Genomic DNA, 25,791 nt, shown 5'->3' on the forward strand with positions numbered 1-25,791 from the left:
AGAGCGGTACCTAAACCAAGGGCTTAATCTCAAGCATTTTATCTAACCGATATTATCACTGCCCTCTGATACACTGGCTACTTTGTCACTGTATTGCTAATCAGTTTTTCTGCACCAGCCAAGGTGTTTTCTACATCAGTGTATTCAATAGCACTGCCTCTGATTAATTCGCGGGTATCACTAAGGCTCACCACGACTTGATTGTCCACTTCTGTCACCAATACCTTTAATGGCAACTGTAACGCAAAGAGCGGATCCTTCTTCATAAGTGGAGTGCCTGCTTTGGGATTACCAAAAATCAGTACGGTGGCTGGCTGCATGTCCAGCCCAGCCTCTTTAGCAGCTTTCTTATGATCAATCTCTGCAAATAAGGTCATGCCTTTGCTATCAATAGCTTGTTTTAAGCGCTCTACTGTCTTTTCGAAGTCATAATGACTAGAGACTGTTGTTACTTTCTTCATCTCTGAATCTTGCTGCAGTAACTGACTCTCACTTGGTTGTGTAGCTGTTGATTGAGCTGATTTGCTAGACAGCGCCGTACTTTGGCAGGCTGCTAACAGCATAGTTGAAGAAACCAACGCTCCAGAACAAAACAACAATAATCCTTTTTTCATAAATCCCTCTTTTATCTTTTTTAAATTTTATGGTTTATATACATTTTATTGTTTATATACTCTATTTTTAAGTCCACCTTACTTTCAACATAACCTATTTGCTTCCTCGTTGTGTTCAGCATTTGTAATGTTAAGTGCTTGTGATATTGAGCCTATGCAATAGGGTAAAAGTATTTATTTGCCATGTTGTGTAGCAATAACCAATAACCTAGTCCTTTGTTTTAATTTACCCCTTATGACAATGACAAACATCAACATAAGTTTATTTTTTTATTGAATTTAAAATTAGTTATGTGTATATTGCACAAAAATTTTTCACCCTGCCCACTTCTGTTAATTTTCCTTCTTATCTCCCCACCTTGCCAGCTAGTTGCCTAGCGATTTATTTGGAGCCTTATTCAATGAAAAAAACATTACTTGTTGCTACTGCACTTGTAACCAGCCTATTATCTGCCTGTACAGTTTCACCAAACACCGGTGATGTTGAGGTTATTGCACAGCCTGTTCCTATTGCTGTCCCTATTATCATTGACATAAAAGCCGATAAAAACGAGAAAGCCGAGAAGGATAAAAACAAAGAAGATGACGCAGACAAGCCTATTTATGCTTGTACGCTCAGCGCCTTTACCAGCCAGTATCGTGCCGAAAATACCAATAGAGGCAAAGCCCGCTTAAATGTAAAAAAACAATGTCTCAATCAGTTCAATGAGATGTTCTGTCAAGACAAAGATATTAAATGTACCGAGTACAATTAGCATCGGTTCATCAAGTGGCAATAAAAAAGAGCCTAACTTAGTGTTAGGCTCTTTTTTTAGTCATAAATTAAGAGTTATAAAAGCTTAGATATCGAACTGCAAAGGACGGTCACCCTCTTCATCTTGGATACGGGTTGGTAAACCGATGTCATTAAGTAGGTTAATGAATGGCTTAACGTCTAACTCTTCAACGTTTGCCATATGGCCCACGTCCCACTCACCGGTAGCGACTAACATCGCCGCAGCGACTGGCGGTACACCTGCAGTATAAGAAATACCTTGGCTGCCCACTTCGTTATAAGCTTCTTTATGATCAGAGACGTTGTAGATAAAGATCTCTGTCTCTACGCCGTTGATTTTACCTTTGATTTTATCGCCAATACAGGTCTTACCAGTATAATTTGGTGCCAATGAGCTTGGGTCTGGTAATACTGCTTTTACCACTTTAAGAGGCACAACTTCTTGACCCTCAGCAGTAACCACAGGCTGCTCAGACAATAGACCTAGGTTTTTTAGTACCGTAAATACGTTGATGTAATGATCACCAAAGCCCATCCAGAAGCGGATGTTTGGCACATCTAAGTTGGCAGATAAAGAGTGGATTTCATCATGACCACTTAGATAACTGTTTTGCTCGCCCACTACGGGAAGATCATCAGTACGTTTTACTTCAAACATTTTGTTTGATTGCCACTGGCTGTTTTGCCAAGAGTAAACCGTACCGGTAAACTCACGGAAGTTAATCTCTGGGTCAAAGTTGGTTGCGAAGTACTTACCATGACTACCAGCGTTGATATCAATAATATCAATATCCGTGACCGAGCCTTTATCCATCATGTCATAGCCAACACGAGCATAAGCATTCACTACGCCTGGATCAAATCCTGCACCTAAGATAGCAGTGATATTGTTTTCAGCACAGCGCTCTTTACGCTTCCACTCATAGTTTGCGTACCATGGCGGCGTCTCACAAATCTTACGAGGATCTTCGTGAATGGCCGTATCGATATAAGCAGCACCGGTATTAATACAAGCTTCTAGTACCGTCATATTAACGAAAGCAGAACCCACGTTAATAACGATCTGGGTGCCTGTCTCTTTGATTAGCTCAGCAACAGCTTCAGAGTCCATGGCATCAACCGCGTGCGTATGTAACACTGCTGGCTGTTTAAAGCTGCCTTTTTCTTCAACGCTTGCTGCAATGGCATCACACTTATCAATGGTGCGTGAGGCGATATGTAACTCACCCAGCACATCATTATTCATTGCACATTTATGAGCCACAACTTGGGCTACGCCACCAGCACCTATGATTAGGACGTTGCGTTTAGGGGTTTGAGCATTAGTAGTCAATCTGAAAATCCTCCTTAGTGGGTCAATTTAATCAAAATAGAATTGACACCGTGAGTGTTGTGCGTGAGTTAAAAAGGAAGAATTGGGAAAACCCACGCACCCGAAATGGTTTATACAACTGTCTTAAAGTACCACAACTTTTTAGTGGTTAATGGCAAAAAAACGCAGCAAAACCTAGCCACTAAAAACGCAGCATTATAATGTCAAACTGATATTTATGCGACCACAATTTATGCTATTTTTGATGATTTTAGCCGCCAACACTTACCACTTATCTTTTTTATGAGAAGCTTTTATAAAAAGCTTTTTATAAAAAGCCTATCCACTGCCTTCTATAATGCCATGGATAATATAGATTGGGTAAAATAAAACCCAATTAGCAAATGAATTAGGCTCTAATCACGGACAGTCAGCCCAGTTATCACAGTTATCACAGTTATCACAGTTATCACAGTTATCACAGTTTAACTGTCCGCTTTTAAGTATTAAGACAAGCTGGCTTTAAAGTCTTCATAACCAAAGGCTTTTTGAACCTTTAGCTCACCTTGCTCATTACAAATCACGATAGCAGGCATGGCCACGCCATTAAACCAGTTCTTTTTGACCATGGTATAGCCCGCCGCATTACCAAATGCTACTTTATCGCCGATAGCTAGTGGCTTATCTAGAGCATATTCACCAAAGATGTCACCCGCCAAACACGACTTACCATAGATAATGGTACTGTCATCGGTCTGCTGGGAGGTCATATGGCACTGCTGCTCATTGATTTGTACTAAGGGGGCGGTCTCGCGATAAATCAAAAGATCTAACATATGCGCTTCAATCGACGCATCCACCACAGCTAAAGGCTTGCCATTGTGCAGCGTGTCTAGCACAGTCGTCACCAATTTAGCCGCATTATGAATACAAGCTTCACCTGGCTCTAAGTACACTTGCACCCCATACTTTTCACTAAAGGCTTTTAGGCGCTCGGCCAATGCTTCAAGCGGATAGTCAGGGGCAATAAAGTGAATTCCACCACCCAAGCTTACCCACTCAAGCTGATAAAAAATCTCACCAAATTTAGCTTCAATATCAGCTAAGCTGGCACTGAAAGCCTCGAAGCTGTCGTTTTCACAATTATTGTGAATCATAACCCCAGTAATGTCATCAAGCACTGGTTTTATTTTGTCGATATCGTGCTCCCCTAAGCGGCTAAAAGGACGTGCTGGGTCAGCAATGATAAACGAGGAATTGCTGGTCTTTGGATTAATTCGCAGACCGACAGGAATGCCTTGCGCTTTGGCCTTGTCTTTGAACGCATGCAGCTGATTAAATGAGTTAAAGATGATTTTGTCGGCATAAGTTAATACCTCATCAATCTCATCTTGGCTGTAAGCGACACTATAAGCATGCGTCTCTTTGTCATCGCCAAACTCTTCTTTACCCAAGCGTACTTCATTTAATGAAGATGAGGTGGTGCCATGTAAATAAGGCTTCATTTCATCAAACACCCCCCACGTGGCAAAGCACTTAAGCGCCAACAAAGCTTTTGCCCCTGACAAGTCACAAAGGCGTTTAACAATTTCTAGGTTTTGCTTAAGCGCAGCAACATCGATTTGATAATAAGGGGTTTTTAGCATAGGTTGTTTTTGCATAGGAGCGTCCTACATTAAGTAGCTGATATGAAGTAAACGGCAACAGTTATATAGTAAGCATTGCTCAATTACAATAGTTCAAGCAACTGATTTTAAGTCTCAGTTTAAGCACAAGTTTCAGTAGCCATAAGCCATTGAACTTATAAAAGGAGCGAATTATAAGAACAGTGGCGCAACTTAGCAAATGGTTTAACTAAAAATTTAGTGAACTGTCTAGCGAATAATTTAGTTAATAATTTATGAACAGTGATTACTTTTAATAGGGTCTAAGCTCCCTATTCACCCATCCTATTTATCAATGTCTTTTAATTCAAAGTCTAGCTTTTTGGCTGCAGGATGAAATGCGTAACAGATCGCCTGCTTATGTCCCAGCTTCCAGCTTTCAGTAGTGGGAAATAGAACCGACATTTCATAGTAAGACTCTCGATAGTCGCTGCCAATATAGTCTTCAAACTCATCTTCACAGATATCAAGCATATCCTCGAAGAAAGCTTCTGTATCTAGCTTAGTCTCAGCCTCGGCAGGCAAAGGATAGATATAATAAACCTCATTATCATGTGGGGTTTGGCACGACAAGGGTTCTAGAGCAAGGTTGGTAATGGCGGCATTTGAACTCTCATCGATATGAGTGTCTTCAGGACCGGCATCATTAAAGCACATACCCACAAACGCCTCATCATAGCCTTGCGAAACAGACTGGCTACTTTCCTCTTCAGCTGGGCTACATCCAGAGCTTAAAGTGGCCATCATTAACGTGCCTACAATGGCTATAACAGATAGCTTATGCTTGTCTGTATTCAACTTAATCAATTTATTTCCTTTATTATCTGGACAAATATTCTGTCATTTCTTCTACGCCATGGAGAGTCATAGGATACATATGACCCTCCATCAGTTTTTTGATCTCGCCTATTGTGTGGGTGTAATTCCAATAAGCGGGATCTTCAGGGTTCAACCAAGCCACTTTATCAAAATGATCAGTCACCCTTTTTAGCCAAACAGCTCCCGGCTCAGCATTCATATATTCCACACTGCCGCCTACTGAAAATAGCTCATAAGGCGACATGGAAGCATCACCGACAAAAATAACGCGGTATTCACGACCATACTTTTGTAAAAGATCCATGGTCGGTGTGCGCTCTGCATGACGGCGCTGATTGTTTTTCCACACAAAGTCATAAAGACAGTTGTGAAAATAATAGAACTCTAAGGTTTTAAATTCATTTTTGGCCGCGGAGAAAAGCTTCTCTAACGCTTCGATGTGAATGTCCATACTGCCACCGACATCGAATAACATAAGTACCTTTACTCGGTTGCGACGCTCAGGCTGCATGTGAATATCAAGCACCCCTTTTTGTGCTGTACGCTTGATGGTTTCTTTTATATCCAGCTCATCGGCACTGCCGGTACGGGCAAATTGACGCAGATTACGTAACGCCATTTGTAGTTGGCGAGTACCTAGCTGCTTATCATCATCTAAGTCACGGTATTTGCGCTGCTCCCAGACTTTAACTGCACTACGCTTGCGTGATTCGCCGCCGACACGCACCCCTTCAGGGTGATCGCCATAGGCACCAAAGGGAGAGCTACCGCCAGTACCGACCCATTTACTGCCGCCTTGATGACGCTCTTTTTGCTCTTTTAAACGCTCCTCTAGCGCCTTCATCAGCTCCTCAAGCGAACCGTATTTCTTCAGTAATCGGCGCTGCTCTTCGGTTAAGTTTTTGGGGTCAAGCTTAAGCTCTAACCACTCTTTGGGGATGTCAGTTAGCTTCGCCATCAATTCATCGATGTCTAAGCTATCTACTCCGTCGAAGTAATCGGCCATCGCTCGGTCAAACTTATCAAAATGGCGCTCATCTTTGACCATGCACAGCTTAATCAGCCGATACATATCCTCGCGGCTAGCGAAATACCATAAATCTTTATCTTCAGGAAAGTCAGGGTGCGGCTGACGCATCAACCCCTTATCAAGCGCAGCATTTAAATCGAGCAGCTCACGCGTACTCACCGGTACCCCATAAGTGCGCAAGGTATAAAACAGTTTTACAAACATATCAGCCTAGCCTTTTGATTTGGCTGACCCAGAAGGATAAGTTCAATTGCTGGGTCAAAATCACCGTTGATTAACATCAGATTATTTAGTTATCTGTTAACTAGCGACGCATCATATTGGCAAAACGCTGCAACAAGGTAATGTCTGCTTCATTTTTTAGCAGGGCACCATATAGAGGGGGGATCGACTTCTCGCCGCGTAAGTTCTCCTCAAGCTCTTGCTGCGCCATATCATCCGCTAATAATAAAGTTAACCAATCGACTAGCTCAGACGTTGAGGGCGGCTTCTTTAAACCTTGCAGATTGCGTAGTTTGTAGAAAATATCTAACGCATCGTTAACTAATTTCTCTTGGATATTTGGGAAATGGACATCGACGATTTGACGCATGGTTTGCTCATCTGGGAAGTCAATGTAGTGGAAGAAGCAGCGACGCAAGAAAGCATCGGGCAGCTCTTTTTCATTGTTTGAGGTAATGATAACCACAGGACGCTGATCTGCAGTAATAGTCTCGCCTGTCTCATAAACATAAAACGACATCTTATCCAGCTCATGTAATAAGTCGTTTGGGAATTCGATATCGGCTTTGTCAATTTCATCAATCAATAACACACTGCGCTGCTCTGAGGTAAAAGCTTCCCACAACTTACCCGGCTTAATGTAGTTATTGATATCGTACACTTTATCATCGCCCAATTGTGAGTCACGCAGGCGCGATACGGCATCGTATTCGTACAAGCCCTGCTCAGCTTTGGTAGTGGACTTAATATGCCAAGTAATCAATGGCATGCCCAAGCTCTGAGCTACTTCTTCTGCAAGCAAGGTTTTACCAGTTCCAGGCTCGCCTTTAATAAGTAATGGCTTTTGCAAAGTAATGGCGGCATTAACCGCTAACTGTAGGTCATCAGTAGCAATATAACTTTGGGTACCGGTAAATTGTTTATTCAAATTCTGAGCATCATTATTGGACTGCGTCATAACTATATGTCTCGTTAAATTTATTGTGTATGGAGGGGTTAAATAGGCAGTAAGCAGAAGTTTGCTTGATAAGTAATTTATCTAATTGTGCTATTAACATATTAGATAGCTGAACAAATATCAAACTACTTTTATAACATGACTTTATTACGTAGCTGATAGGTTTTGTCCAAGCTTTGTTCAGGTTTTGTTTTTGAGAGCAGGAAGAAGAGAGAGTTATAAATTTTAGAGGCCAACAGTATCTACTGCTGACCTCTATGTTGATAAATTTAGACAATATAAAATCACTAAAACCTACTAAATGTCTTTTTTATCAAGCGTAGAAGCGGCAGCAGAAGGCTTTGTTGAGTCATTGTCTATTTTATTTTTATCTAATCGGGTATCAGAGCTAGCTTGTAACGAGTTTTCTGTTGTCACCTCTTTAGCCACTGGCACTTCTCGTTTCTGTACAGGTACTTCGCGCTTTTGTACTGGCATTTGTTGCTTTTGCACAGCTGCTTCACGTTTTTGCTTGGTTAGCTTAGGCTCACTAGCGACTTCTGCCTCCCCTTGAACCAGCTCAACATAATTGGCTGAGGCCAACTGCATATTCGCTTTTTCATCCATCAAAGCTTGTTGACGGGACTCATCAGCGCTTTTTTCGATGATGTTTCTAATCATTTGCCAAATAAAGCCCAGGACTAATCCTACAGCGAATACCACTAAGATGGGCAGTAAACTACGCAGTGCCAGTCCCGGATCTTTCATTAAGATACCGTAGACCACGCCAATGCTGGCAGGAGCTACTTCACCAGTATTACCTGCAGCAGAGCCTGGTGCCAATAAAATGGAGAATAAAGCTAGCCAGCTCATGCCACCTAACGGACTGGGCAGAATCCTAACGATAAATAACCATAATAAAAGGACAATGACAGAGAATCCGACATAGGCATATATTGGCAACATATCTGCTGGCACATCAGCCACTAAGTTACTCCACCAAATTGTCAGTCGGCTCACTGAATCGCTGATTTCATCCAGCGGCAAATTAATAACAATATTGCGTAACCATTCCATGCAATGCTCAGTCTACTAGTCAATTAAAGTTAAATTAAACTTACTGCTGTAATTTTTTTGGCAATTAGCAAGCAGTAATAGGTCGTGCTTAAGTTGGCATATTCTACCACGACTTGGTTAATAATAAACCAAACCGGAGCTGGCAATAGGAGCCAACCGTCCCCTCTTTATCGTAGCCCTCAATGTTTATAGTAAGCGGCTAAGATCTATTTTAAATGTTTTCTACAATAATTGAAAAAGCTAAATTTCGACAATTAATCGTAACGCTTATCCTGTGCATCTTTCATACGAGCCTGCGCTTGAGCTAATAAAACGTCTGATGGTGGGGTTTGCACAAAGTAGCCTTGCGAGTTTAGCTTTTCTATTACTTCATTTTTATCAACACGAGCTAGTTTTTTGGTCTCTGCCAAATCCAGATGCATCAAAAACTTAGCTTCCCCTAAACTTTTACGCAAATCTTTGGGCAATACGCCTAGCCAATCCTTAATCTCATCAGTGTCATCGGGATAGTCAGGTCTTGCTATATATACGTACATTTCGCTGTGTTTAGGGAATTTGTAAATATCACAATGCATTGCAGGTTACCTTTTGCTGTTTTTTAGTTGTGTATGAATTTATTTATATACCCCACTCTCAACACTTTTAGGGACTTGAAAAAATAAGGGCACCTCACCATCCTACAAGTTTTCGACCAAGAAGACTAAAGGACAATGAGATGCCACTTGACGAATTTATCATTAATATCTATCTAATGGTAGAACAATATTACAACTTAGTCGTTCAAAAGCCTTTAAGAAGAGGAGGTTATGCTCCTAAACTAAGCGACACCGAGATTATTTGCATGGAGCTTGTCGGTGAGTTTCTAGGCATGGATCAAGACAAACAAATCTGGCAATATTTTAAAAACCACTGGCTGTCTTGGTTTCCAAACCTTGGCTCTTACCCTAACTTTGCTAAACAATGTGCTAACCTGTGTTTTGTAAAACAGTATATACACCAGCAAGTTGCGCAAACTCAAGAAGACAACATCCATTTTATTGATGGTTTTCCGATACCTGTATGCAAGTATGCTCGCGCTTACAGACATAAAACCTTTAAAGCAGATGCCTCTTTTAGTTACTGTGCATCAAAACAAGAGAAATACTATGGCTTTGCAGGTCATTTGCTAATCAACTTATCTGGTATGATCAAAGGGTTTACCTTTGCATCGGCATCTATTGATGAGCGTGATGTTGCACCAGAGATTACGCATAACGTTCAAGGCTTATTAGGAGCAGATAAAGGGTATATTCGACCTAAACTAAAGCAGTACTTTGCGTCTATCGGCATTGATTTTCAAACGCCGTTTAGAAGTAATATGAAAGATGATAGACCTAAGTCTGCTGTTAACCGATTGATGCGTTGTCGGCGTAATATTGAAACAGTCATCAGTCAGTTAACTGAGAACTTTAATATTCAGAAGGTTAGAGCTCGGGATTGGTGGCATTTGTCCCATCGTCTTACTCGTAAGATACTGGCTCATAACTTCTGTTTTTTAATAAATAAACAACTTGGTAACCCACCTTTGCAGTTTGATTTACTATTAAAGTGTTGAGAGTGGAGTTTATATATGAGTTCCTAGTTAGCCCCGCTTTGGGAGGCTGGCTCAGGTTATATAGCTCAGGCATAACATTGGCCTATATAGCTTGGGCTTATATAAATAACATAGGGCTATATAATACCGTAGGATATCAATGAAAGATGCTTATGATAACCAATGTACTAACAATGTGCTATCAAACTCAATGTATGACGAAACATAAATCTAGTTTTATTTTATTTGCTTAGGCTAAATTTGAAATTAGCACGGATAACTGCCTGCCAGCCGCTTTTATTTGGTAGCGCAAACTCTGTTTTTGGCATGGTTTTATCAAGGATAGCGCACTACTTGGAATTTGTGACTTGTAAAATAGGTTCGCACCTTTCATAATAAGGACGTTTTTCAGGAGAGCGCAGTAGCTTTTTGACCATAGATAAACAGCGGTGCTGACATGGTATCAATTGACTTGATAATTGATACGCTAATTGATGCAATAGTCAGTAGATCCCCCACTTGGTTATTAAACTTGACTGCCACCGAAGGCGTAAGCACCCTGCCAATCGCTCAGGTAACCGGACTGAATAACTCATTCACCCGCCACATGCTAGAGTATCAAGTACATGTAGGGATGGGTCTGTGCCTTAGCCTTTATATACTACAAATTTATATTTAGTACAGCTAAGCTAGGACAGCAATGACAAATCTGGAGAGTGGTACTTAGCATTAAGTACCCACCGAAGGGGAAAAGATAGCGGTGATAAGCCACTATCGAAAATCTCAGGTAACAAGGACAGATAGGGCAAATAAGTAATTCGAGACTCTTTATCGGTACTAACTGATAAGGGATTTGACTCGTTGACTTATTTGCCTTTTTTTATGCCCTTTTTTGCACTTGGCTTACCAAATACAGTTAAGCTTGTTTTGAATTGAATATTTTTGCTGTAAATCGTTTACGATACAGTAGTAGCTCATCTAATTTGTTAATTGTTTTTACTAACCATAAGGATTTGTCATGACCACTTTACAACGTACTCCTCTTTATCAGTCACATGTGGACAATAACGGTAAAATTGTAGATTTCTCCGGCTGGGAGTTGCCTATTCATTATGGCTCTCAAATTGATGAACACGAAGCGGTGCGTACCGATGCTGGTATGTTTGATGTGTCGCACATGGTCATTACCGATGTTGAAGGCGCTGAAGCTAAAGCTTGGTTACAAAAGCTGTTGGCCAACGATGTTGCTAAGCTCAAAAACGTAGGTAAAGCTCTATATTCAGGCATGCTAAATGCTGAGGGCGGTATTATTGATGACTTAATCGTTTATTTAATGAATGAAGCAGAGACTCAGTACCGCATCATCTCAAACGCTGCTACTCGCGATAAAGATTTGGCTCAATTTAACAAAGTAGCTGAGGGCTTTGAGGTTACATTGACCGAGCGTCCTGAGTTGGCTATTTTGGCCATTCAGGGACCAAATGCGGTGGCTAAGCTTAAGCAGGCCAAACCAAGCTGGTCTGATATCTTAGATGGTCTTAAGCCTTTCGTTGGTGCCGACTTAGCAGATACTGAAGCGGCCGACTGGTTTGTGGCCCGTACCGGTTATACCGGTGAAGACGGCGTTGAGGTTATCCTACCCGGTGATAGTGCTGCAGAATTTTATCAGCTAATGTTAGATCAGGGTATTAAGCCTGCAGGCCTAGGCGCTCGCGATACCTTGCGTATGGAAGCCGGTATGAACCTATATGGTCACGATATGGATGAAACCACCAGTCCTTACGAGTGCAACATGGGCTGGACTTTAGCGCTTAAAGATGACCGTGATTTCGTTGGCCGTGAAGCCTTAACCGCTAAGCGCAAACAAGCCAAAGAAGATGGCAGCTCAATGAAACAAGTGGGCCTATTATTAGAGACCCGCGGTGTACTGCGTGAAGGCATGACCGTCACTATCAATCAAGGCACAGATCAAGAAACTACCGGTATTATCACCAGTGGCACTTTCTCGCCGAGCCTAAAGCAGTCAATTGCCATCGCTCGTATTCCAGAATCAGTGACTGATGAAGACACTGTACAAGTAGACTTGCGCGGTAAAGGTAAATTCGTCGATGTCCGTGTATTAAAGCTACCTTTCGTACGTAATGGCGAAAAGCAGTTTGACTAATACTCCGTCATTAGCTGACACTGGCCTTTCATTATAGTGCCATTTATAGCAGTCATTATAGGGTGGTTTGTTACAGGACAGATCTGGTTATTTACACTAAAAAACCACCCCATACTTTGCTATAGTGATGAAGCGATACAGTTTATTTTGTAGCAAACCGTACTAAACCTAATTTGATTACTCCCAATCACTTAGCGTGAAATTTTTACTAACCCACCCCTCTACCTTTTTGGAGAAATTTATGAGTAATGTTCCATCAGAATTAAAGTATGTTGCTAGCCACGAATGGTTACGCATGGAAGATGACGGCACCATCACTATCGGTATTACTGACCATGCTCAAGATGCGCTTGGTGATATCGTTTATGTTGAGCTTCCAGATGTGGGCGATACCGTAGCAGTAGATGATGAAGTGGCCGTTGTAGAGTCTGTTAAAGCAGCTTCAGATGTATATGCGCCTATCACTGGTGAAGTTGTGGCGATCAACGAAGCACTTGAAGACGACCCAGAAGTTATCAACACCGACCCGTATGGTGATGGCTGGATGTACCGCATTAAGCCTGATAATGCTGACGACTTTGACTCACTACTATCAGCTGAAGAGTATCAAGCTGACCTATAATTAACAGGCCCGTCTCTTTAATAGGGCGTGAACGGCGTTGTTTCATCTTTGAGGCGACGCTTACTTATTTACGCCCTCATCTCATTAACTATTTAGGGATAAATACGTTATGTCACAACAAGACCAAGGAAGTCCTACCCCCATTATAGAGACTAAAACAGACCAAGGTGTTGCTATGCAAGATATTAGATCGTCAAAGAATTTAGCCGCCTTCACAGAGGTAGTTGAGTCTCGCCGTTCAGTAAGACGATTTACAGACACTCCTATTCCCGATGATGTTTTGCAAGATTGCTTGCGCTTAGCCATGCTTGCCCCTAACTCAAGCAACTTACAGCCTTGGGAGTTTTATGTTATTGAAACGGCAGACAAGCGTAGCAAAGCCAGTAAAATTTGTATGAACCAAAATGCAGCAAGAACTGCTAATAAGTTGATTGCTGTCGTTGCAAGAACAGATACTTGGCGCGACCATGCCAAACAAAATATTCGTGACTTTCCAGATGGCAAAGCCCCAAAAAAAGTACGCGACTACTACGAAAAAATTGTCCCCATGGATTTCCTACGAGGTCCTGCAGGAGTTTTCTCTGCCGTTAAATGGGGAATGACTAAAGCGGTAAGACAATTTAAAGGCCCTATCAAAACCCCTTGTTATACCTATGATGACATCAAAAACTGGGCCATGTATAACACAGCACTGGCTGCTGAAAACTTGATTTTAGCCATTCGTGCTCACGGCTTTGATAGCTGTGCTATGGGCGGCTTTGATGAGCCTGCATTAAAAAAGCTACTTAATCTTAGTGACCACCACCATGTGGTTATGATGATTGCTGCTGGTGAGCGTGCCGAAAGAGGTATCTATCACAGCCAATTCCGTTTTGATTACGATAAGTTCGTTAAACGGGTTTGATGTTTTTCAATCATACTTATTGAAATGACACTTACTGAATATTAAAAGTATTCAATGACATTTAACTTGCAAAGGATATGCTAAAAATGACAAAACAGTCGCATGATGAGCCTCATATAGAAAGCCAAAAAACAGAGGGGCAAAAAAGCCATCAACCAAAATCAAGTAGCCTAAATGCACCGCATCTAGAGGCTTTTAAACAGGTGATTGAGTCACGCCGAGCCGTAAGACGTTTCACCGATACCCCTATCCCTGATGAGGTTCTTAAAGATTGTTTGCGTATGGCAATGCTTGCGCCTAATGCTAGTAATCTTCAGCAATGGGAATTTTATGTTATTGATTCAGAGGAAGTTAAGAAAAAAGCAGTTAAGCTTTGCCTTGGACAAAACGCAGCCAAGACCTCTAGTAGATTGATAGCCGTTGTTGCTCGCACTGATAATTGGCGACAACATAGCAAGCAAATTATTAAAGAATATCCACAACAGCCGGTACCAGCAAAGGTTAAGAGATATTACGAAAAACTTATTCCAATGGTTTATACCCAAGATCCAATTAATGCACTAGCTGTGGTCAAATGGGGATTTGCCACCGTACATCGCAAAGTTAAAGGCCCCGTAGTCACGCCATACTACACTCAGGCTGACCAAGTAAAATGGGCGCTTAGCAATACGTTTTTAGCAGCTGAGAACTTAATGTTGGCGCTAAGAGCATACGGATTTGATAGCTGCCCTATGGGTGGATTCGATGAGCCAGGTATGAAAAAACTACTGGGCTTAACCCGTCACCATCATATTGCCATGATGATTGGTGCGGGTGAAAGAAGCGACAACGGTATTTACCACGAACAATTTAGGTTCGATTACGACCAATTTGTTAAGCACGTTTAATTTAGAAGTTTTACAACCGGTACGACAACTGCCAGTTTAATCCGGGTTTACGGTTTTCACGCTTATTGCCGTAAAACCTAGCCACATGTTTGATTTAACCATTAAGGACTGCCATGACCTCCCAAAACACAAACTCTAACCTATCTTTTGACGGTCTATTTGACGAAGCACGTTTTGTAGCCAGACACTTAGGTTCAGGGGCTAACGATCAAGCAGAAATGCTTAAAGCGGTTGGCTATGATGACATGGACAGCTTTATCGCTGATACCGTGCCTGAAGCTGTACGCATGAACCGCGAACTAGAACTACCAAAAGCCATGAGTGAGCATAATGCTCTGGCCAAACTACGTGGCATGGCTGATGACATCACGGTTAACAAAAGCTATATTGGCCAAGGCTACTCGCCAGTACGTATGCCGGCTGTTATTCAGCGTAACGTCCTAGAAAATCCAGGTTGGTATACCGCTTATACCCCTTACCAAGCTGAAATCTCACAAGGTCGTCTAGAGGCGTTATTGAACTTCCAACAAGTTTGTATCGACCTTACTGGCCTAGAATTGGCCGGCGCTTCCTTACTGGATGAGGCCACTGCTGCCGCTGAAGGTATGGCGATGGCGAAGCGTGTTAGCAAAAGTAAATCAAATCAATTCTTCGTCGATGAGCGTATTTATCCTCAAACTTTAGACGTTATTCGCACCCGTGCCAAATACTTTGGTTGGGAAGTGGTTGTCGGCGACTTCGAAACCGCCAAATCAGGCGACTTCTTTGGTGCCATCTTCCAATACGTAGGTCGTGAAGGTGATGTGGTTGATTTAACAGAGGTAATCGCTGCGGTTAAAGAGAACAAAACCTATGCCCTAGTGGTCAGTGACATCATGAGCTTGGTGTTATTAAAATCACCAGCTGCTATGGGTGCTGATGTGGCTTTAGGGAGCACTCAGCGCTTCGGTATTCCAATGGGCTTTGGTGGTCCACACGCCGCCTACTTTGCCTTTACTGATAAAGCAAAACGTTCAGCCCCTGGTCGTATTATCGGGGTTTCAAAAGACGCTCAAGGCAACACTGCCCTACGTATGGCACTACAAACTCGTGAGCAACACATCCGCCGCGAGAAAGCCAACTCAAACATTTGTACTTCGCAAGTCTTGCTAGCCAACTTAGCGGGCATGTACGCGGTCTATCATGGCCCTGAAGGTCTAAAACGCATTGCTACCCGTATTCATGCTATGGCCACCGCCTTTAGTGATGCGATTAAAGCTTCTAATAGTGAGCTAAAAGTGGTTCACGATCAAATCTTTGATACAGTATTGATCGACTGCGGTTCTGAAAGATTGGCCACTCAAATCTATGAAAATGCAGAAAATGTGGGCTATAACTTATGGCGTGAAGGTGACAGCAAACTGTCTGTTTCTTTCTCTGAAACCAGTAATGAGGCCGACTTTGAAACCCTAACTCAGCTGTTCACCAACAAAGCACAGCCATTACCAAGTGAAGCCAAAATCTCTTTAAACGACGCGGTTCTGCGTACTGATGCGATCTTGACTCATCCAGTATTCAACTCGCACCACACTGAGCATGAGATGCTTCGTTACTTGAAAAAGCTTGAAGACAAAGACTTAGCCATGAACCGCAGCATGATTTCACTGGGCAGCTGTACTATGAAATTAAATGCTACCAGTGAAATGCTACCGATTACTTGGAACGAGTTTGCTAACGTGCATCCTTTTGCACCCCAAGATCAAGTAACCGGTTACTTGGCCATGATTGAAAGCCTACAAGAGCAATTAAAAGCCATCACCGGCTTTGATGATATCTCAATGCAGCCAAACTCTGGGGCTTCTGGTGAATATGCAGGTCTACTAGCCATTCGCCGCTACCATGAGTCATTGGGTCAAACCAACCGTGATGTGTGTTTAATTCCTAAATCCGCTCATGGTACCAACCCAGCTACCGCGCAGATGATGGGTATGAAAGTTGTGGTAATCGCCACTGATGATAATGGTAACGTTGACGTTGAAGACCTAAAAGCGAAGTGTGAAGAGCACAGCGAAAACTTAGGTGCGCTAATGATCACCTATCCGTCTACACACGGTGTGTTTGAAGCCGGTATCCGTGATATCTGTGATTTAATTCACAGCCATGGTGGTCAAGTGTATATGGACGGCGCCAACATGAACGCTCAAGTGGGCATCATGCAGCCTGCAGAAGTCGGTGCTGACGTACTGCACATGAACCTGCACAAAACCTTCTGTATCCCACACGGCGGCGGTGGTCCAGGCATGGGCCCTATCGGTATGAAGGCTCACTTAGCGCCTTTCAAAGCCAACCATAGCGTGGCCCCAGTATTTAATGCGACTCAAGACACCACTGCGGTCTCAGCGGCGCCTTATGGTTCAGCCAGCATCTTACCTATCTCATGGATGTACATCACCATGATGGGCCGTGATGGTCTGCTACAAGCCACTAAGACAGCGCTATTAAACGCCAACTATGTAGCAAGCCAGCTACAAGATGATTACCCTGTACTTTACACCGGTAAAAACGGCCGTGTGGCGCACGAATGTATCATTGATATCCGTCCGCTTAAAGAAGAGACCGGCATCACTGAAGCGGACATCGCTAAGCGTCTGATGGACTATGGTTTCCATGCGCCAACTATGAGCTTCCCAGTAGCGGGTACGCTAATGATTGAGCCAACAGAGTCAGAAGCTAAGCATGAGCTTGACCGCTTTATCTCTGCGCTGAAATCTATTAAGCAAGAAGCGCTTAAAGTGAAAGAAGGCACTGATGGCTGGACGGCTGACAATAACCCATTGGTTAACGCACCTCATACAGCGTTCGTTATCACTAGCGATGATTGGAACTATCCATACAGCCGTGATACTGCTGCGTTCCCATTAGACTATATCCGTCAGCATAAATTCTGGCCAACCGTCGGTCGTATCGATGATGTGTACGGCGATAAGAATCTAATGTGTAGCTGCCCAAGCATCGAAAACTATATGTAATCAACGGCTGCTAACTTATAGTGACTGTTAGCTTTATAGTGACAATAAAAAAACCTTCAGGTATAAAGCCTGAAGGTTTTTTTATTTATAAGTTTAGATTATACAGCTCAAATTAACCTTTAATGACATTTTTTAACCCATAGCCCCTAATTCTCTATTTATAATCAATATTATGATGTCTTATTATTAAATAACTTTATAATTAAACTAAACTATAACTAGAGAATTCTCTTAAAATACTCTTAATTAGGAACTACTTTTGTCAAAATCTAAGTCATCGATTGCAGTATCTAAAGCTCCCCATAAGCCCTTCGTGGTATTAATACATGGGCTACATCAAAAAGCTTGGGTTATGCAGCCACTAGCAAAGCAACTTCAAAGTCATGGCTTTGCTACCTATCAGCATAACTACTACAGCCTACGCGATAGTATTGATAAGCACAGCACAGCCCTTAATAATTGGTTGCTTAACAACCATGACCCCTCTATACCAATCAACATGGTCGGTCATAGCTTAGGCGGACTGATAATTAGAGATTTTATTGCAAGGTTTCCACAATGGAAGATTGGGCGCTGCGTCACACTGGGCACCCCGCACAAGGGCAGTACCACTGCTAAATATGCTAATAAACTACTGTCACCTTTAGTGGGAAATGCTTATGAAAATGCATTAGATGGACAAAATGCACCACTAAAAAAAGGCGTTAGCTTAGGAGTGATCGCTGGTAATACCCCTTATGGTCTAGGGCAGATTGTACTTAACTATCACAACCAAAAGTCAAAGTTTAGCCCCTCTCAGTGTGAGCATGATGGGACGGTTTATGTCTATGAAACCAAGCTTGAAACAGCAACTGATCACATCACTCTTCCTGTCTCACATACTGGAATGTTAATTAATCAGGCTGTGGCAGAGCAAACCGCTTATTTTTTGGATCATGGAATGTTTAATAGACCCGTCTTAAAGAAGCCTGTTAATAAAAAATCATAAGCCTATCCGCTTATGATTCATCATCTTCTTGTTGCATACGCATGCCTTCTTGCAACTGCTGTTTATAAGTCTCAAGCAGTGGAATTAAGGTTTGCATCACCCAAGGATTACGCCACCCTTTAAGCCCTTCTGGGATATCCTCGATAGGCAGATCATAAGCCACAATCTCATAAAGCTGAGACAGCCATTTTTTGCGCATAAGCACGTTGGCGGGAACACCAGTCTCGGCTTCATAGTCTTTTATAACCTGATTTACTGCTTTTGAGACCGTTTTATCTTTAGAGCGATAAGGAGGTAATATTCGAGCAGGCTGTTCATCAACAGGTAGATTGCGTGCTTTATTAATAATACCAATCAACTCTTCACCGTACAGATGAATCATACTACGATGCATGGTGGTTTTTTGGGTCAGTTGCTTAACGCTTTTTGGAAATTCCACCACCACATCGCGTACCGCTTGTTTTTTCAAGATAAAGGTTTTTGGTTGATTGGTGGCACGGGCCAAAGCTTCTCGCCAGCTAGATACGGCTTGTAACACTGCCAATTGCTCACCGGTATAACGAAAATCAGCCATTGCTAAATAAGTGGCATCATCTTCAACATTAGCCGCCTCGTACAATTCCTTGGTATATAGCTGACAGTCTTCAATCACCTTGTCTAATAGGTCTCGTTTAACAAGCTGCTGATGTAAGATATCATACAGATTAAGCAAGTAGCGCACATCATCAATAGCGTAGCACTCTTGCTCATGGGTCAGTGGCCGCGCCAACCAGTCTGATTGACTCTCCCCTTTTTCAACATGAATATCTAACTCCTGACTCAGTGCCTGCTGATAGCCCATCTGCAACTGACCGGTTAAATAAGACAATGCTATCTGGGTATCAAAGACATTGGTTAAAGCTGGGCTTTCTGATAACAGATAAAAAATACCCAAGTCCTCGCCACAAGCATGCCAAATCATCAATGGCATCTCTTCTAATACTACCCAAAACTCAGTCAAATCAAGCTTAGGGGCATCAATCAAGTATATACACTCACCGGTATTGATCTGCACTAAGGCTAGTATCGGGAAATAAGTGCTGCGCTTAATAAACTCCGTATCCAAAGCCACTCTATCTCGGGTTTCTAAATCGTCAAGACAGGCTTCTAGAGCATCAAAGTCAGATACCCAGTGTACTGGTAAATTGGTAGAAGCCTCCAAATCTTGTTTGATAGCTGCTACATCAAGCAATTTACTAGGGTCATTAATAGTCGCTGTTTTTGCTGCCGACTCTTGAGTGGAGGTGCTGTCTGTGGATACCTGAGTCATGGAAGTCTTCTTTACCGTGATAAATAGAAATAAAAAATTAGAGTTTGGGTTATATTGAAGTTTGGGTTATATAGAGTTTATAACCAAAAAATTTACTAATTATTAAAAGAGGTTACTAAGAGCGATTTTGTAAGGCTTGAGAGAGAGTCATGCTGTCTAAATACTCTAGCTCTCCGCCCATCGGGATACCTTGGGCTATACGAGTGACCTTACCCACATGACGACGAACCGCTTCAGAGATAAAGTGCGCCGTAGTCTGACCCTCCACCGTAGTACTGGTGGCCAAAATCAGCTCCTCTACAGGCGAGACCTTCACTCGATTAACCAACTGATCAATATTAAGATCATCGGCATTGATACCATCAAGTGGCGATAGATGACCACCCAATACAAAATATCGACCACGATATCCGCCAGATTGTTCAATGGCCATTACGTCTGCAGCCGTTTCTACTACGCACAGTATCTTGTCATCGCGTCTAGGGTCTAAACAAATGGGGCAAATCTCATCATCACTAAAAGAATGGCATTGCTGGCATTCAATAATACCATGCATGGCAATATCTAAAGCCTGCGCCAATGCCGAGCCTTGAGGCCTTTTGCCGTTAAGCAAATGCAGGGCCATGCGTTGGGCGGTCTTCTGACCCACACCCGGCAGTACCCGCAGCTGCTTAACCAAATTATCAAATTTTTCGGTTAACAATCAATCACCTTTTTTATATGCAAAATATTTTACTAATACATATTTTAGCAACTTATAGAGTCAGACACGACCACAAGCTACTAAATAAAAAATGGGGGGTAATTTAGTCATTACCACCCCATTCAATACAACTATTTTGTAATAAATTTCCGCTAAGACTAGACTAGCCAAATAGGCCTTGCATACCTGGTGGTAAACCCATACCACTAGTGGCATTGGCTAAGGTAGTCTCTGATAGCTCATCAGCTTTGGTTACGGCAGCGTTGATTGCTGCGGCAATTAAATCTTCGATTAAGTCTGGCTCATCTTCCAATAAGCTTGGGTCAATAGATAGACGCTTAACCACATGACGGCCAGTCATGGTTACTTTAACCAGACCATTACCAGCTTCTGCCTGAACTTCTTTATCAGCCAGCTCTTTTTTTGCTTTTTCAACATTGGCTTCAACTTGCTTTTGCATCGCCTGAGCTTGCTGCATAAGGGCTTGAATATTCATGATTACCTCATTAGATTTTTAAAACATTTCGAATTAGTCTTGTTATACGCCTCATTATACTGATAACTTAAGGGGCTGTCTAAAAAGTTATGTTTTAAGCTTGTGACTTAGCTTAAGCTATCTAGCCCTCGCGCCAAATCTTTAATAATATCGTCCACCTCTTCTAAACCCACCGAGAGTCGAATAAGTGCCTCAGTTACTCCCGCTTCAGCACGAGCTTGTGCCGAAACTCTAAAGTGAGTAGTGGTTGCAGGGTGGGTCACAGTGGTCTTAGCGTCCCCTAAGTTATTGGTAATGGACACCATCTTAGTGCTATCAATAACGTGCCAAGCAGCCGACTGCGGAGTATGATTGCCCACAGCTTTCACCTCGAAGCCCATGATTGCCCCATAGCAGTTTTTGCGATGGTGTTGCTGTTTCGCTAGCTCATGCATCGGGTGGCTTGGCAAACCTGAGAAATGTACTTTTTCAACATTAGGATGATTAACCAGAAACTCAGCAATTTTGTTGGCATTATCACAGTGAGCCTGCATACGCAGATTTAAGGTCTCAAGGCCTTTGATAAAAACCCAAGCATTAAATGGACTCATGCTAATACCACCAGAGCGAATCACGACGAAAGCTTGCTGCATCAGCTCTTCATTACCTACCAATGCACCGCCAAGGACTCTACCCTGACCATCTAGGTACTTAGTCGCTGAATGAATCACCACATCCGCTCCAAACTCTAAAGGACGCTGAATAGCAGGGGTAGCAAAGCAGTTATCTACCACAAATAACGCACCGTGAGCATGGGCAATGGCACTGATTGCTTTCATATCCGCAATCTGGCCTAATGGGTTACTGGGCGTCTCACAAAAAAATAAGCGGGTATTAGACTGCACCGCTTGTTCCCAAGCCTTATTATCAAAGCAGTCCACATAGGTGACACTGACACCAAACTTACCCATAAAGTTATTAAACAGACCGACCGATGAACCAAATAGCTGTTTGGCAGCAACAATATGATCACCTTGCTTCAGATAAGCCAAGCACATGGTCAAGATAGCACCCATACCCGAAGCCGTCGCTACCGCACGCTCCCCACCCTCTAAGGCTGCCAATCGACGCTCAAAAGTGCGTACTGTTGGGTTGGTATGACGTGAATAGACGTTACCTGTCTTTGACCCATTGAAGTGAGCAGCGGCATCAGCCGCCGACTGATATACATAAGAGCTGGTGGTATAAATAGGATCATTATGCTCGCCTTCGTCACTGCGATGCTGTCCTGCCCGTACAGCAATGGTCTGCATAGCATAGCCTTGGCTTAAGTCTAACGCATCACTACTCCAGTTATCATCCAATTGATTGCTTTGAGGAGTTGCAGTTTGAGGGGCAGCAGAGGCTTGAGCGGTGTTTTGATTGTCATGGGTCATAGTATTATCTATTATGGTTATTAAAGATTGGTGAAAGAAAAGTTGGCTTAACTTTTAAAAAATTGGCTTAACTAAGAGCTTTATCAAAATAAAAGTATTTTAGCAATATATCACTGTTTTTTTATCGTTTTCGGATTTCCATTGTAAGCTAACGCTATTCTATTTTTAAATTAACAAAAAATTCAATTCATGCTAGGGAGTACCGCTATGAGCACAAATAACTCATCTACCCACTCAGTTTTAGAGTCAGCCACAAATGCTAATCCGCCCAAGTCGGTCAGCTTTCTGGGCCTTGGCGCTATGGGACACCATATGGCCAAGCATTTGGTAGACCAGTTCGGCACCGTTATGGTCTGGAACCGAACTTCTGCCAAAGCCGAGGCTCATGCAAAAGAGTTTGGCACCATAGCAGTCAACTTACAACAAGCAGTAACCGCAGATGTTATTTTTTCATGTCTACCTACCAGTGATGTGGTAGATGAAGTTATTGAGCAAGCCCTACCCTATTTATCCGCCAATAGTGTCTGGGTAGACTGTACTAGCGGGGTTCCTGATCAAGCAAAAGCCAGTCAAGCGAAACTAAAAGCGATTGGCTGTGAATTTTTGGATGCACCTGTTTCTGGTCAAACCTCGGGAGCTGATAGCGGTACATTAACGGTGATGGTCGGCGGTGCTACTGAAGCACTGGCTTATGCTAGACCAGCCATTGAGTGCTTTGCTGGTCTTATTGTCCATGTTGGTGATTCTGGAGCTGGCTTTGCGGTCAAAGCGGTGAACAATACTTTATTTGCCATTAATGCCTGGGCTGCTGCCGAAGGGCTGTCTGTTCTCAAAGCACATGGGGTCAACCCTTCAGATGCCTTGGCTTGTATCAATAAAGCCAGTGGTCAGAGCTTTGCTACCTTAGCCACCTTCCCAGATCGAATCGTAAACCGTGCTTTTCCTAAAACCTTTACCATAGACTTAATGGCCAAAGATTGTGGTATCGCTATTGACTTACAAACGCAGAAGCAAGTTCCAACACCAGTGATGGCCCAAGTGGCAAGTTTAGTTCGAGCTGCTAGTAACCAGCATGAGCCTGGTGCAGCGGACTTCTCAGAATTTGCCAAATTTTATGAGATGATGAGTGGCCTCGATATTGAAGATGACAAATAGGCTTAATTCAAGCTTTTTATAGCTCTATAAAATCGTAAACACCGTATCCGTCACAGCACCAGTAGGGGGAGGCTTACAATAAGCGGCTCCCCCTTAGCTCCCCTTATTGTTATTGTTGGTTAAACATTTTAGCAACTTTATTACGCTTTAGACTGCGGTAAAATACTTTTATTTTATAGCGTTATTTTTACTGCCTTTTAGAAAATTTAGCCTTAAAAAAACAAGTGACAGTGAGTTTCTGGTACAGTGAGCTTTTATAAAGGTACAAAACTTTGAGCCCTTTTTTTATTAACAGTCCTGACACCCCTATTTCAGCTAGCTCATCTTTTATGAGCCATTTCACGTTGGTTAAGGTCCAACAAGGTATGGGGGCTACTTTTTGTCATTTACAGTGCATAATTGATAAAAAACTATCAATGCTTAGGCTAATTGTGGCAGGTCTGTTTATTCTAGCTCTTAGTGCTTGTAGTACTTTACCCAAGACCCCTCATATTGCCAAAAGTATTGAGCTAACTAGGTCTATTAATACTCACTATGATAACAAATCGAACCAGAGCTCCTTAGAGCCTCTACAAGCCCAATTAGTAGAATCTATTACACAGCAAAAACACTCCCACCCAAACCTTTCAGGCTACCATCCCATTGTGACCGGAGCTGATGCTTTTGCCGCCCGTAGTGAACTTACTGATCTGGCCACTGAAAGTATCGATGTACAGTATTATATTTGGCATAATGACCAAGCAGGTCAACTGTTATTAAAGCAGTTATGGCAAGCCGCTGACCGCGGAGTGGTGGTTCGTTTTTTATTGGATGATTTTAATAATAATGCTGCTCTAGATAAGCATCTAATACGCTTTGCCAGTCACCCTAATATTGCAGTGCGCCTGATTAATCCTATGTCTTTTAGAAAGTTTCAAACCTTAAACTATTTTACAGACTTAAGGCGCATCAATCATCGCATGCATAATAAAAGCATGACCTTTGACCGTCACCTAAGTATTGTAGGGGGCCGAAATGTGGGAGATGAGTATCTTAGTAATAACACAAACAGTCAGTTTGCCGACTTAGATGTGCTACTGATAGGCGATGTGGTACAAGATATCAATAAAAGTTTTGAGCAATATTGGCGCTCACCCATCTCCTACGATATAGAAACCTTGGTCAAGCAAAAGGATCATAAGCTACCCGTCAATGCCTCAAATGATCCTGAGACCAATACAAAAAACTTCATTGCTAGCCTAAATAAAATTTATCCTGAGAAATCAATGGCTAACTCTGAAGGGTTAAGTGTGTATAATCGCGCTGTAGAGAGATCAACTATAGACTCTGATTTAATTAATCAACGAGTGCCTTTTCGCTGGGCAAAGATAACTTTCTTAAGTGATGATGTTGAGAAGCTGTTAAAAAACACCCACCCTAAAGTACATTTAGTTGCTCAATTAAGAGACTTATTAGGGACTCCAACACAGAACCTATCTATTGTCTCTTCTTATTTTGTACCCACAAAGGATGGAGTTAGAACTTTAATCAAACTTGCACAGCAAGGGGTGAAGGTTAGAATACTGACTAACTCTTTTAATGCCACTGATGTGTCTGCGGTTCACGCTGGATATGCACAGTGGCGCGTGCCATTGTTGCAAGCTGGCATAGAGATATATGAGCTAAAAGCCATAGCTTCGAAAGAAGATAGAGAAAATAAGCTATGGCGTGCCCGCTCGCAGTCCTCTACCAGTCTTCATGCCAAAGCTTTCGCTGTAGATGATCACAGTGTGTTTATTGGTTCGTATAATGTAGATCCTAGGTCAGCCAATATTAATACTGAGATGGGCGTGGTGATTGAAGATGAGGAGTTGGCGCTGAAACTGCATAAAGCCATCAGCGATGACTTATTAAATCAAGCCTATAAAGTTGTATTGACCGACCAAGGTCGTCTACAGTGGCAGACTTTGGAGAACAGCCAAATGATTTATCACAATAAAGAGCCTCATATTGATTTGCTAGACTCGCTATGGATAAACATTATGTCCTCGCTGCCGATTGACTGGTTGTTATAGTAAAATAGCCGTAAATCTATAAAAACTGTTGTATGTTTTGATTGCCAATTAATACGCCCAATT

The 25,791-nt window shown here is 42.4% G+C and carries 22 protein-coding genes and 2 riboswitches; of the genes, 10 read left to right on the forward strand and 12 right to left on the reverse strand.

The features are described 5' to 3' along the window. Positions 1 to 77: 77 nt before the first annotated feature. Positions 78 to 614, reverse strand: coding sequence for a DUF302 domain-containing protein (locus G561_RS0109195; protein ID WP_028859296.1), 537 nt, complete (start codon positions 612 to 614; stop codon positions 78 to 80). Positions 615 to 1,015: 401 nt separating this feature from the next. Here G561_RS0109195 and G561_RS15200 point away from each other — a divergent pair, with 401 nt between their 5' ends. Then, entirely contained in the window at positions 1,016 to 1,369 is a 354-nt protein-coding gene (locus G561_RS15200) for a YajG family lipoprotein (protein ID WP_037032094.1), read from the forward strand. 84 nt (positions 1,370 to 1,453) lie between these two features. Here G561_RS15200 and G561_RS0109205 read toward each other — a convergent pair whose 3' ends face one another. The 7 genes from G561_RS0109205 to G561_RS0109240 all read right to left on the reverse strand — a co-directional run bounded on the left by G561_RS0109205 (position 1,454) and on the right by G561_RS0109240 (position 9,025). Beyond that, positions 1,454 to 2,722, reverse strand: coding sequence for a saccharopine dehydrogenase family protein (locus G561_RS0109205; protein ID WP_028859298.1), 1,269 nt, complete (start codon positions 2,720 to 2,722; stop codon positions 1,454 to 1,456). 485 nt (positions 2,723 to 3,207) lie between these two features. Continuing rightward, positions 3,208 to 4,347: a carboxynorspermidine decarboxylase gene (nspC, locus tag G561_RS0109215; RefSeq protein ID WP_028859299.1), complete on the reverse strand. Its 1,140-nt coding sequence runs from the start codon at positions 4,345 to 4,347 to the stop codon at positions 3,208 to 3,210. Positions 4,348 to 4,650: 303 nt separating this feature from the next. Further along, positions 4,651 to 5,172 carry a septum formation family protein gene (locus G561_RS0109220; RefSeq protein WP_051584477.1) on the reverse strand — a complete coding sequence of 174 codons (522 nt, stop codon included), beginning with the start codon at positions 5,170 to 5,172 and terminating at the stop codon, positions 4,651 to 4,653. A gap of 13 nt (positions 5,173 to 5,185) precedes the next feature. Next, entirely contained in the window at positions 5,186 to 6,418 is a 1,233-nt protein-coding gene (locus G561_RS0109225; protein WP_028859301.1) for a vWA domain-containing protein, read from the reverse strand. Between the two features lie 100 nt (positions 6,419 to 6,518). Then, positions 6,519 to 7,394 carry an AAA family ATPase gene (locus G561_RS0109230; RefSeq protein WP_037032095.1) on the reverse strand — a complete coding sequence of 292 codons (876 nt, stop codon included), beginning with the start codon at positions 7,392 to 7,394 and terminating at the stop codon, positions 6,519 to 6,521. A 297-nt stretch (positions 7,395 to 7,691) separates the two neighbouring features. Then, positions 7,692 to 8,450 (reverse strand): hypothetical protein, encoded by a 759-nt coding sequence (locus G561_RS14375; protein ID WP_227674058.1) that lies wholly within the window; start codon positions 8,448 to 8,450, stop codon positions 7,692 to 7,694. A 254-nt stretch (positions 8,451 to 8,704) separates the two neighbouring features. Beyond that, positions 8,705 to 9,025: a YcgL domain-containing protein gene (locus G561_RS0109240; protein WP_028859303.1), complete on the reverse strand. Its 321-nt coding sequence runs from the start codon at positions 9,023 to 9,025 to the stop codon at positions 8,705 to 8,707. A gap of 140 nt (positions 9,026 to 9,165) precedes the next feature. Between G561_RS0109240 and G561_RS0109245 the strand changes: the two genes are divergently transcribed. The 7 genes from G561_RS0109245 (at position 9,166) to G561_RS14380 (ending at position 18,596) form a co-directional block, all read left to right on the forward strand. Further along, positions 9,166 to 10,044, forward strand: a complete 879-nt coding sequence (locus tag G561_RS0109245) for an IS982 family transposase (RefSeq protein WP_028859304.1) — start codon at positions 9,166 to 9,168, stop codon at positions 10,042 to 10,044. Between the two features lie 473 nt (positions 10,045 to 10,517). Beyond that, positions 10,518 to 10,619: riboswitch (glycine riboswitch) on the forward strand. 103 nt (positions 10,620 to 10,722) lie between these two features. Further along, positions 10,723 to 10,833, forward strand: a riboswitch (glycine riboswitch). Positions 10,834 to 11,041: 208 nt separating this feature from the next. Then, the gene (gene gcvT, locus G561_RS0109255; protein ID WP_028859305.1) at positions 11,042 to 12,187 is read left to right on the forward strand and encodes a glycine cleavage system aminomethyltransferase GcvT; all 1,146 of its coding nucleotides are present in this window, start codon (positions 11,042 to 11,044) and stop codon (positions 12,185 to 12,187) included. Positions 12,188 to 12,428: 241 nt separating this feature from the next. Next, a complete protein-coding gene (gene gcvH, locus G561_RS0109260) occupies positions 12,429 to 12,809 on the forward strand; it encodes a glycine cleavage system protein GcvH (protein WP_028859306.1) in 381 nt (126 codons plus the stop codon). Between the two features lie 109 nt (positions 12,810 to 12,918). After that, positions 12,919 to 13,713: a nitroreductase family protein gene (locus tag G561_RS0109265; protein WP_028859307.1), complete on the forward strand. Its 795-nt coding sequence runs from the start codon at positions 12,919 to 12,921 to the stop codon at positions 13,711 to 13,713. Positions 13,714 to 13,799: 86 nt separating this feature from the next. Next, on the forward strand, positions 13,800 to 14,600 hold the full coding sequence (locus tag G561_RS0109270; RefSeq protein ID WP_028859308.1) for a nitroreductase family protein: 801 nt from the start codon (positions 13,800 to 13,802) through the stop codon (positions 14,598 to 14,600). 113 nt (positions 14,601 to 14,713) lie between these two features. Next, positions 14,714 to 17,608, forward strand: coding sequence for an aminomethyl-transferring glycine dehydrogenase (gcvP, locus tag G561_RS0109275; protein ID WP_028859309.1), 2,895 nt, complete (start codon positions 14,714 to 14,716; stop codon positions 17,606 to 17,608). 259 nt (positions 17,609 to 17,867) lie between these two features. After that, entirely contained in the window at positions 17,868 to 18,596 is a 729-nt protein-coding gene (locus G561_RS14380) for an esterase/lipase family protein (RefSeq protein ID WP_227674059.1), read from the forward strand. A gap of 10 nt (positions 18,597 to 18,606) precedes the next feature. On the opposite strand, the gene G561_RS0109285 is transcribed toward G561_RS14380, so the two are convergent. The 4 genes from G561_RS0109285 to G561_RS0109300 all read right to left on the reverse strand — a co-directional run bounded on the left by G561_RS0109285 (position 18,607) and on the right by G561_RS0109300 (position 22,519). Beyond that, positions 18,607 to 19,905, reverse strand: a complete 1,299-nt coding sequence (locus G561_RS0109285; protein WP_051584478.1) for a ribonuclease D — start codon at positions 19,903 to 19,905, stop codon at positions 18,607 to 18,609. Between the two features lie 115 nt (positions 19,906 to 20,020). Next, positions 20,021 to 20,608 (reverse strand): recombination mediator RecR, encoded by a 588-nt coding sequence (gene recR, locus G561_RS0109290; protein ID WP_028859311.1) that lies wholly within the window; start codon positions 20,606 to 20,608, stop codon positions 20,021 to 20,023. A gap of 163 nt (positions 20,609 to 20,771) precedes the next feature. Further along, positions 20,772 to 21,104: a YbaB/EbfC family nucleoid-associated protein gene (locus tag G561_RS0109295; protein ID WP_007395367.1), complete on the reverse strand. Its 333-nt coding sequence runs from the start codon at positions 21,102 to 21,104 to the stop codon at positions 20,772 to 20,774. A 107-nt stretch (positions 21,105 to 21,211) separates the two neighbouring features. After that, entirely contained in the window at positions 21,212 to 22,519 is a 1,308-nt protein-coding gene (locus tag G561_RS0109300) for an O-succinylhomoserine sulfhydrylase (RefSeq protein WP_081794427.1), read from the reverse strand. A gap of 207 nt (positions 22,520 to 22,726) precedes the next feature. On the opposite strand from G561_RS0109300, the gene G561_RS0109305 reads away from it, so the two are divergent. Both G561_RS0109305 and G561_RS0109310 read left to right on the forward strand, forming a co-directional pair. Continuing rightward, positions 22,727 to 23,674 carry an NAD(P)-dependent oxidoreductase gene (locus tag G561_RS0109305; protein WP_081794428.1) on the forward strand — a complete coding sequence of 316 codons (948 nt, stop codon included), beginning with the start codon at positions 22,727 to 22,729 and terminating at the stop codon, positions 23,672 to 23,674. A 416-nt stretch (positions 23,675 to 24,090) separates the two neighbouring features. Continuing rightward, complete coding sequence (locus tag G561_RS0109310; RefSeq protein WP_028859314.1) at positions 24,091 to 25,728, forward strand: phospholipase D family protein; 1,638 nt, start codon at positions 24,091 to 24,093, stop codon at positions 25,726 to 25,728. The last annotated feature ends 63 nt before the right edge of the window (positions 25,729 to 25,791 follow it).

Source organism: Psychrobacter phenylpyruvicus DSM 7000 = NBRC 102152 (assembly GCF_000685805.1).
Classification (GTDB): Bacteria; Pseudomonadota; Gammaproteobacteria; order Pseudomonadales; family Moraxellaceae; genus Psychrobacter; species Psychrobacter phenylpyruvicus.

What these genes read in the sequence shown, in the direction of transcription:
- G561_RS0109310 (WP_028859314.1), top strand. Translation starts at nt 24,091, where the DNA reads ATGCTTAGGCTAATTGTGGCAGGTCTGTTTATTCTAGCTCTTAGTGCT.
- nspC (WP_028859299.1), bottom strand. Translation starts at nt 4,347, where the DNA reads ATGCTAAAAACCCCTTATTATCAAATCGATGTTGCTGCGCTTAAGCAA.
- G561_RS0109245 (WP_028859304.1), top strand. Translation starts at nt 9,166, where the DNA reads ATGCCACTTGACGAATTTATCATTAATATCTATCTAATGGTAGAACAA.
- gcvT (WP_028859305.1), top strand. Translation starts at nt 11,042, where the DNA reads ATGACCACTTTACAACGTACTCCTCTTTATCAGTCACATGTGGACAAT.
- G561_RS15200 (WP_037032094.1), top strand. Translation starts at nt 1,016, where the DNA reads ATGAAAAAAACATTACTTGTTGCTACTGCACTTGTAACCAGCCTATTA.
- G561_RS0109265 (WP_028859307.1), top strand. Translation starts at nt 12,919, where the DNA reads ATGTCACAACAAGACCAAGGAAGTCCTACCCCCATTATAGAGACTAAA.
- G561_RS0109300 (WP_081794427.1), bottom strand. Translation starts at nt 22,519, where the DNA reads ATGACCCATGACAATCAAAACACCGCTCAAGCCTCTGCTGCCCCTCAA.
- G561_RS0109195 (WP_028859296.1), bottom strand. Translation starts at nt 614, where the DNA reads ATGAAAAAAGGATTATTGTTGTTTTGTTCTGGAGCGTTGGTTTCTTCA.
- G561_RS0109270 (WP_028859308.1), top strand. Translation starts at nt 13,800, where the DNA reads ATGACAAAACAGTCGCATGATGAGCCTCATATAGAAAGCCAAAAAACA.
- G561_RS14375 (WP_227674058.1), bottom strand. Translation starts at nt 8,450, where the DNA reads ATGGAATGGTTACGCAATATTGTTATTAATTTGCCGCTGGATGAAATC.
- gcvP (WP_028859309.1), top strand. Translation starts at nt 14,714, where the DNA reads ATGACCTCCCAAAACACAAACTCTAACCTATCTTTTGACGGTCTATTT.
- G561_RS0109225 (WP_028859301.1), bottom strand. Translation starts at nt 6,418, where the DNA reads ATGTTTGTAAAACTGTTTTATACCTTGCGCACTTATGGGGTACCGGTG.
- G561_RS0109285 (WP_051584478.1), bottom strand. Translation starts at nt 19,905, where the DNA reads ATGACTCAGGTATCCACAGACAGCACCTCCACTCAAGAGTCGGCAGCA.
- G561_RS0109305 (WP_081794428.1), top strand. Translation starts at nt 22,727, where the DNA reads ATGAGCACAAATAACTCATCTACCCACTCAGTTTTAGAGTCAGCCACA.
- G561_RS0109295 (WP_007395367.1), bottom strand. Translation starts at nt 21,104, where the DNA reads ATGAATATTCAAGCCCTTATGCAGCAAGCTCAGGCGATGCAAAAGCAA.
- G561_RS0109240 (WP_028859303.1), bottom strand. Translation starts at nt 9,025, where the DNA reads ATGCATTGTGATATTTACAAATTCCCTAAACACAGCGAAATGTACGTA.
- G561_RS0109230 (WP_037032095.1), bottom strand. Translation starts at nt 7,394, where the DNA reads ATGACGCAGTCCAATAATGATGCTCAGAATTTGAATAAACAATTTACC.
- gcvH (WP_028859306.1), top strand. Translation starts at nt 12,429, where the DNA reads ATGAGTAATGTTCCATCAGAATTAAAGTATGTTGCTAGCCACGAATGG.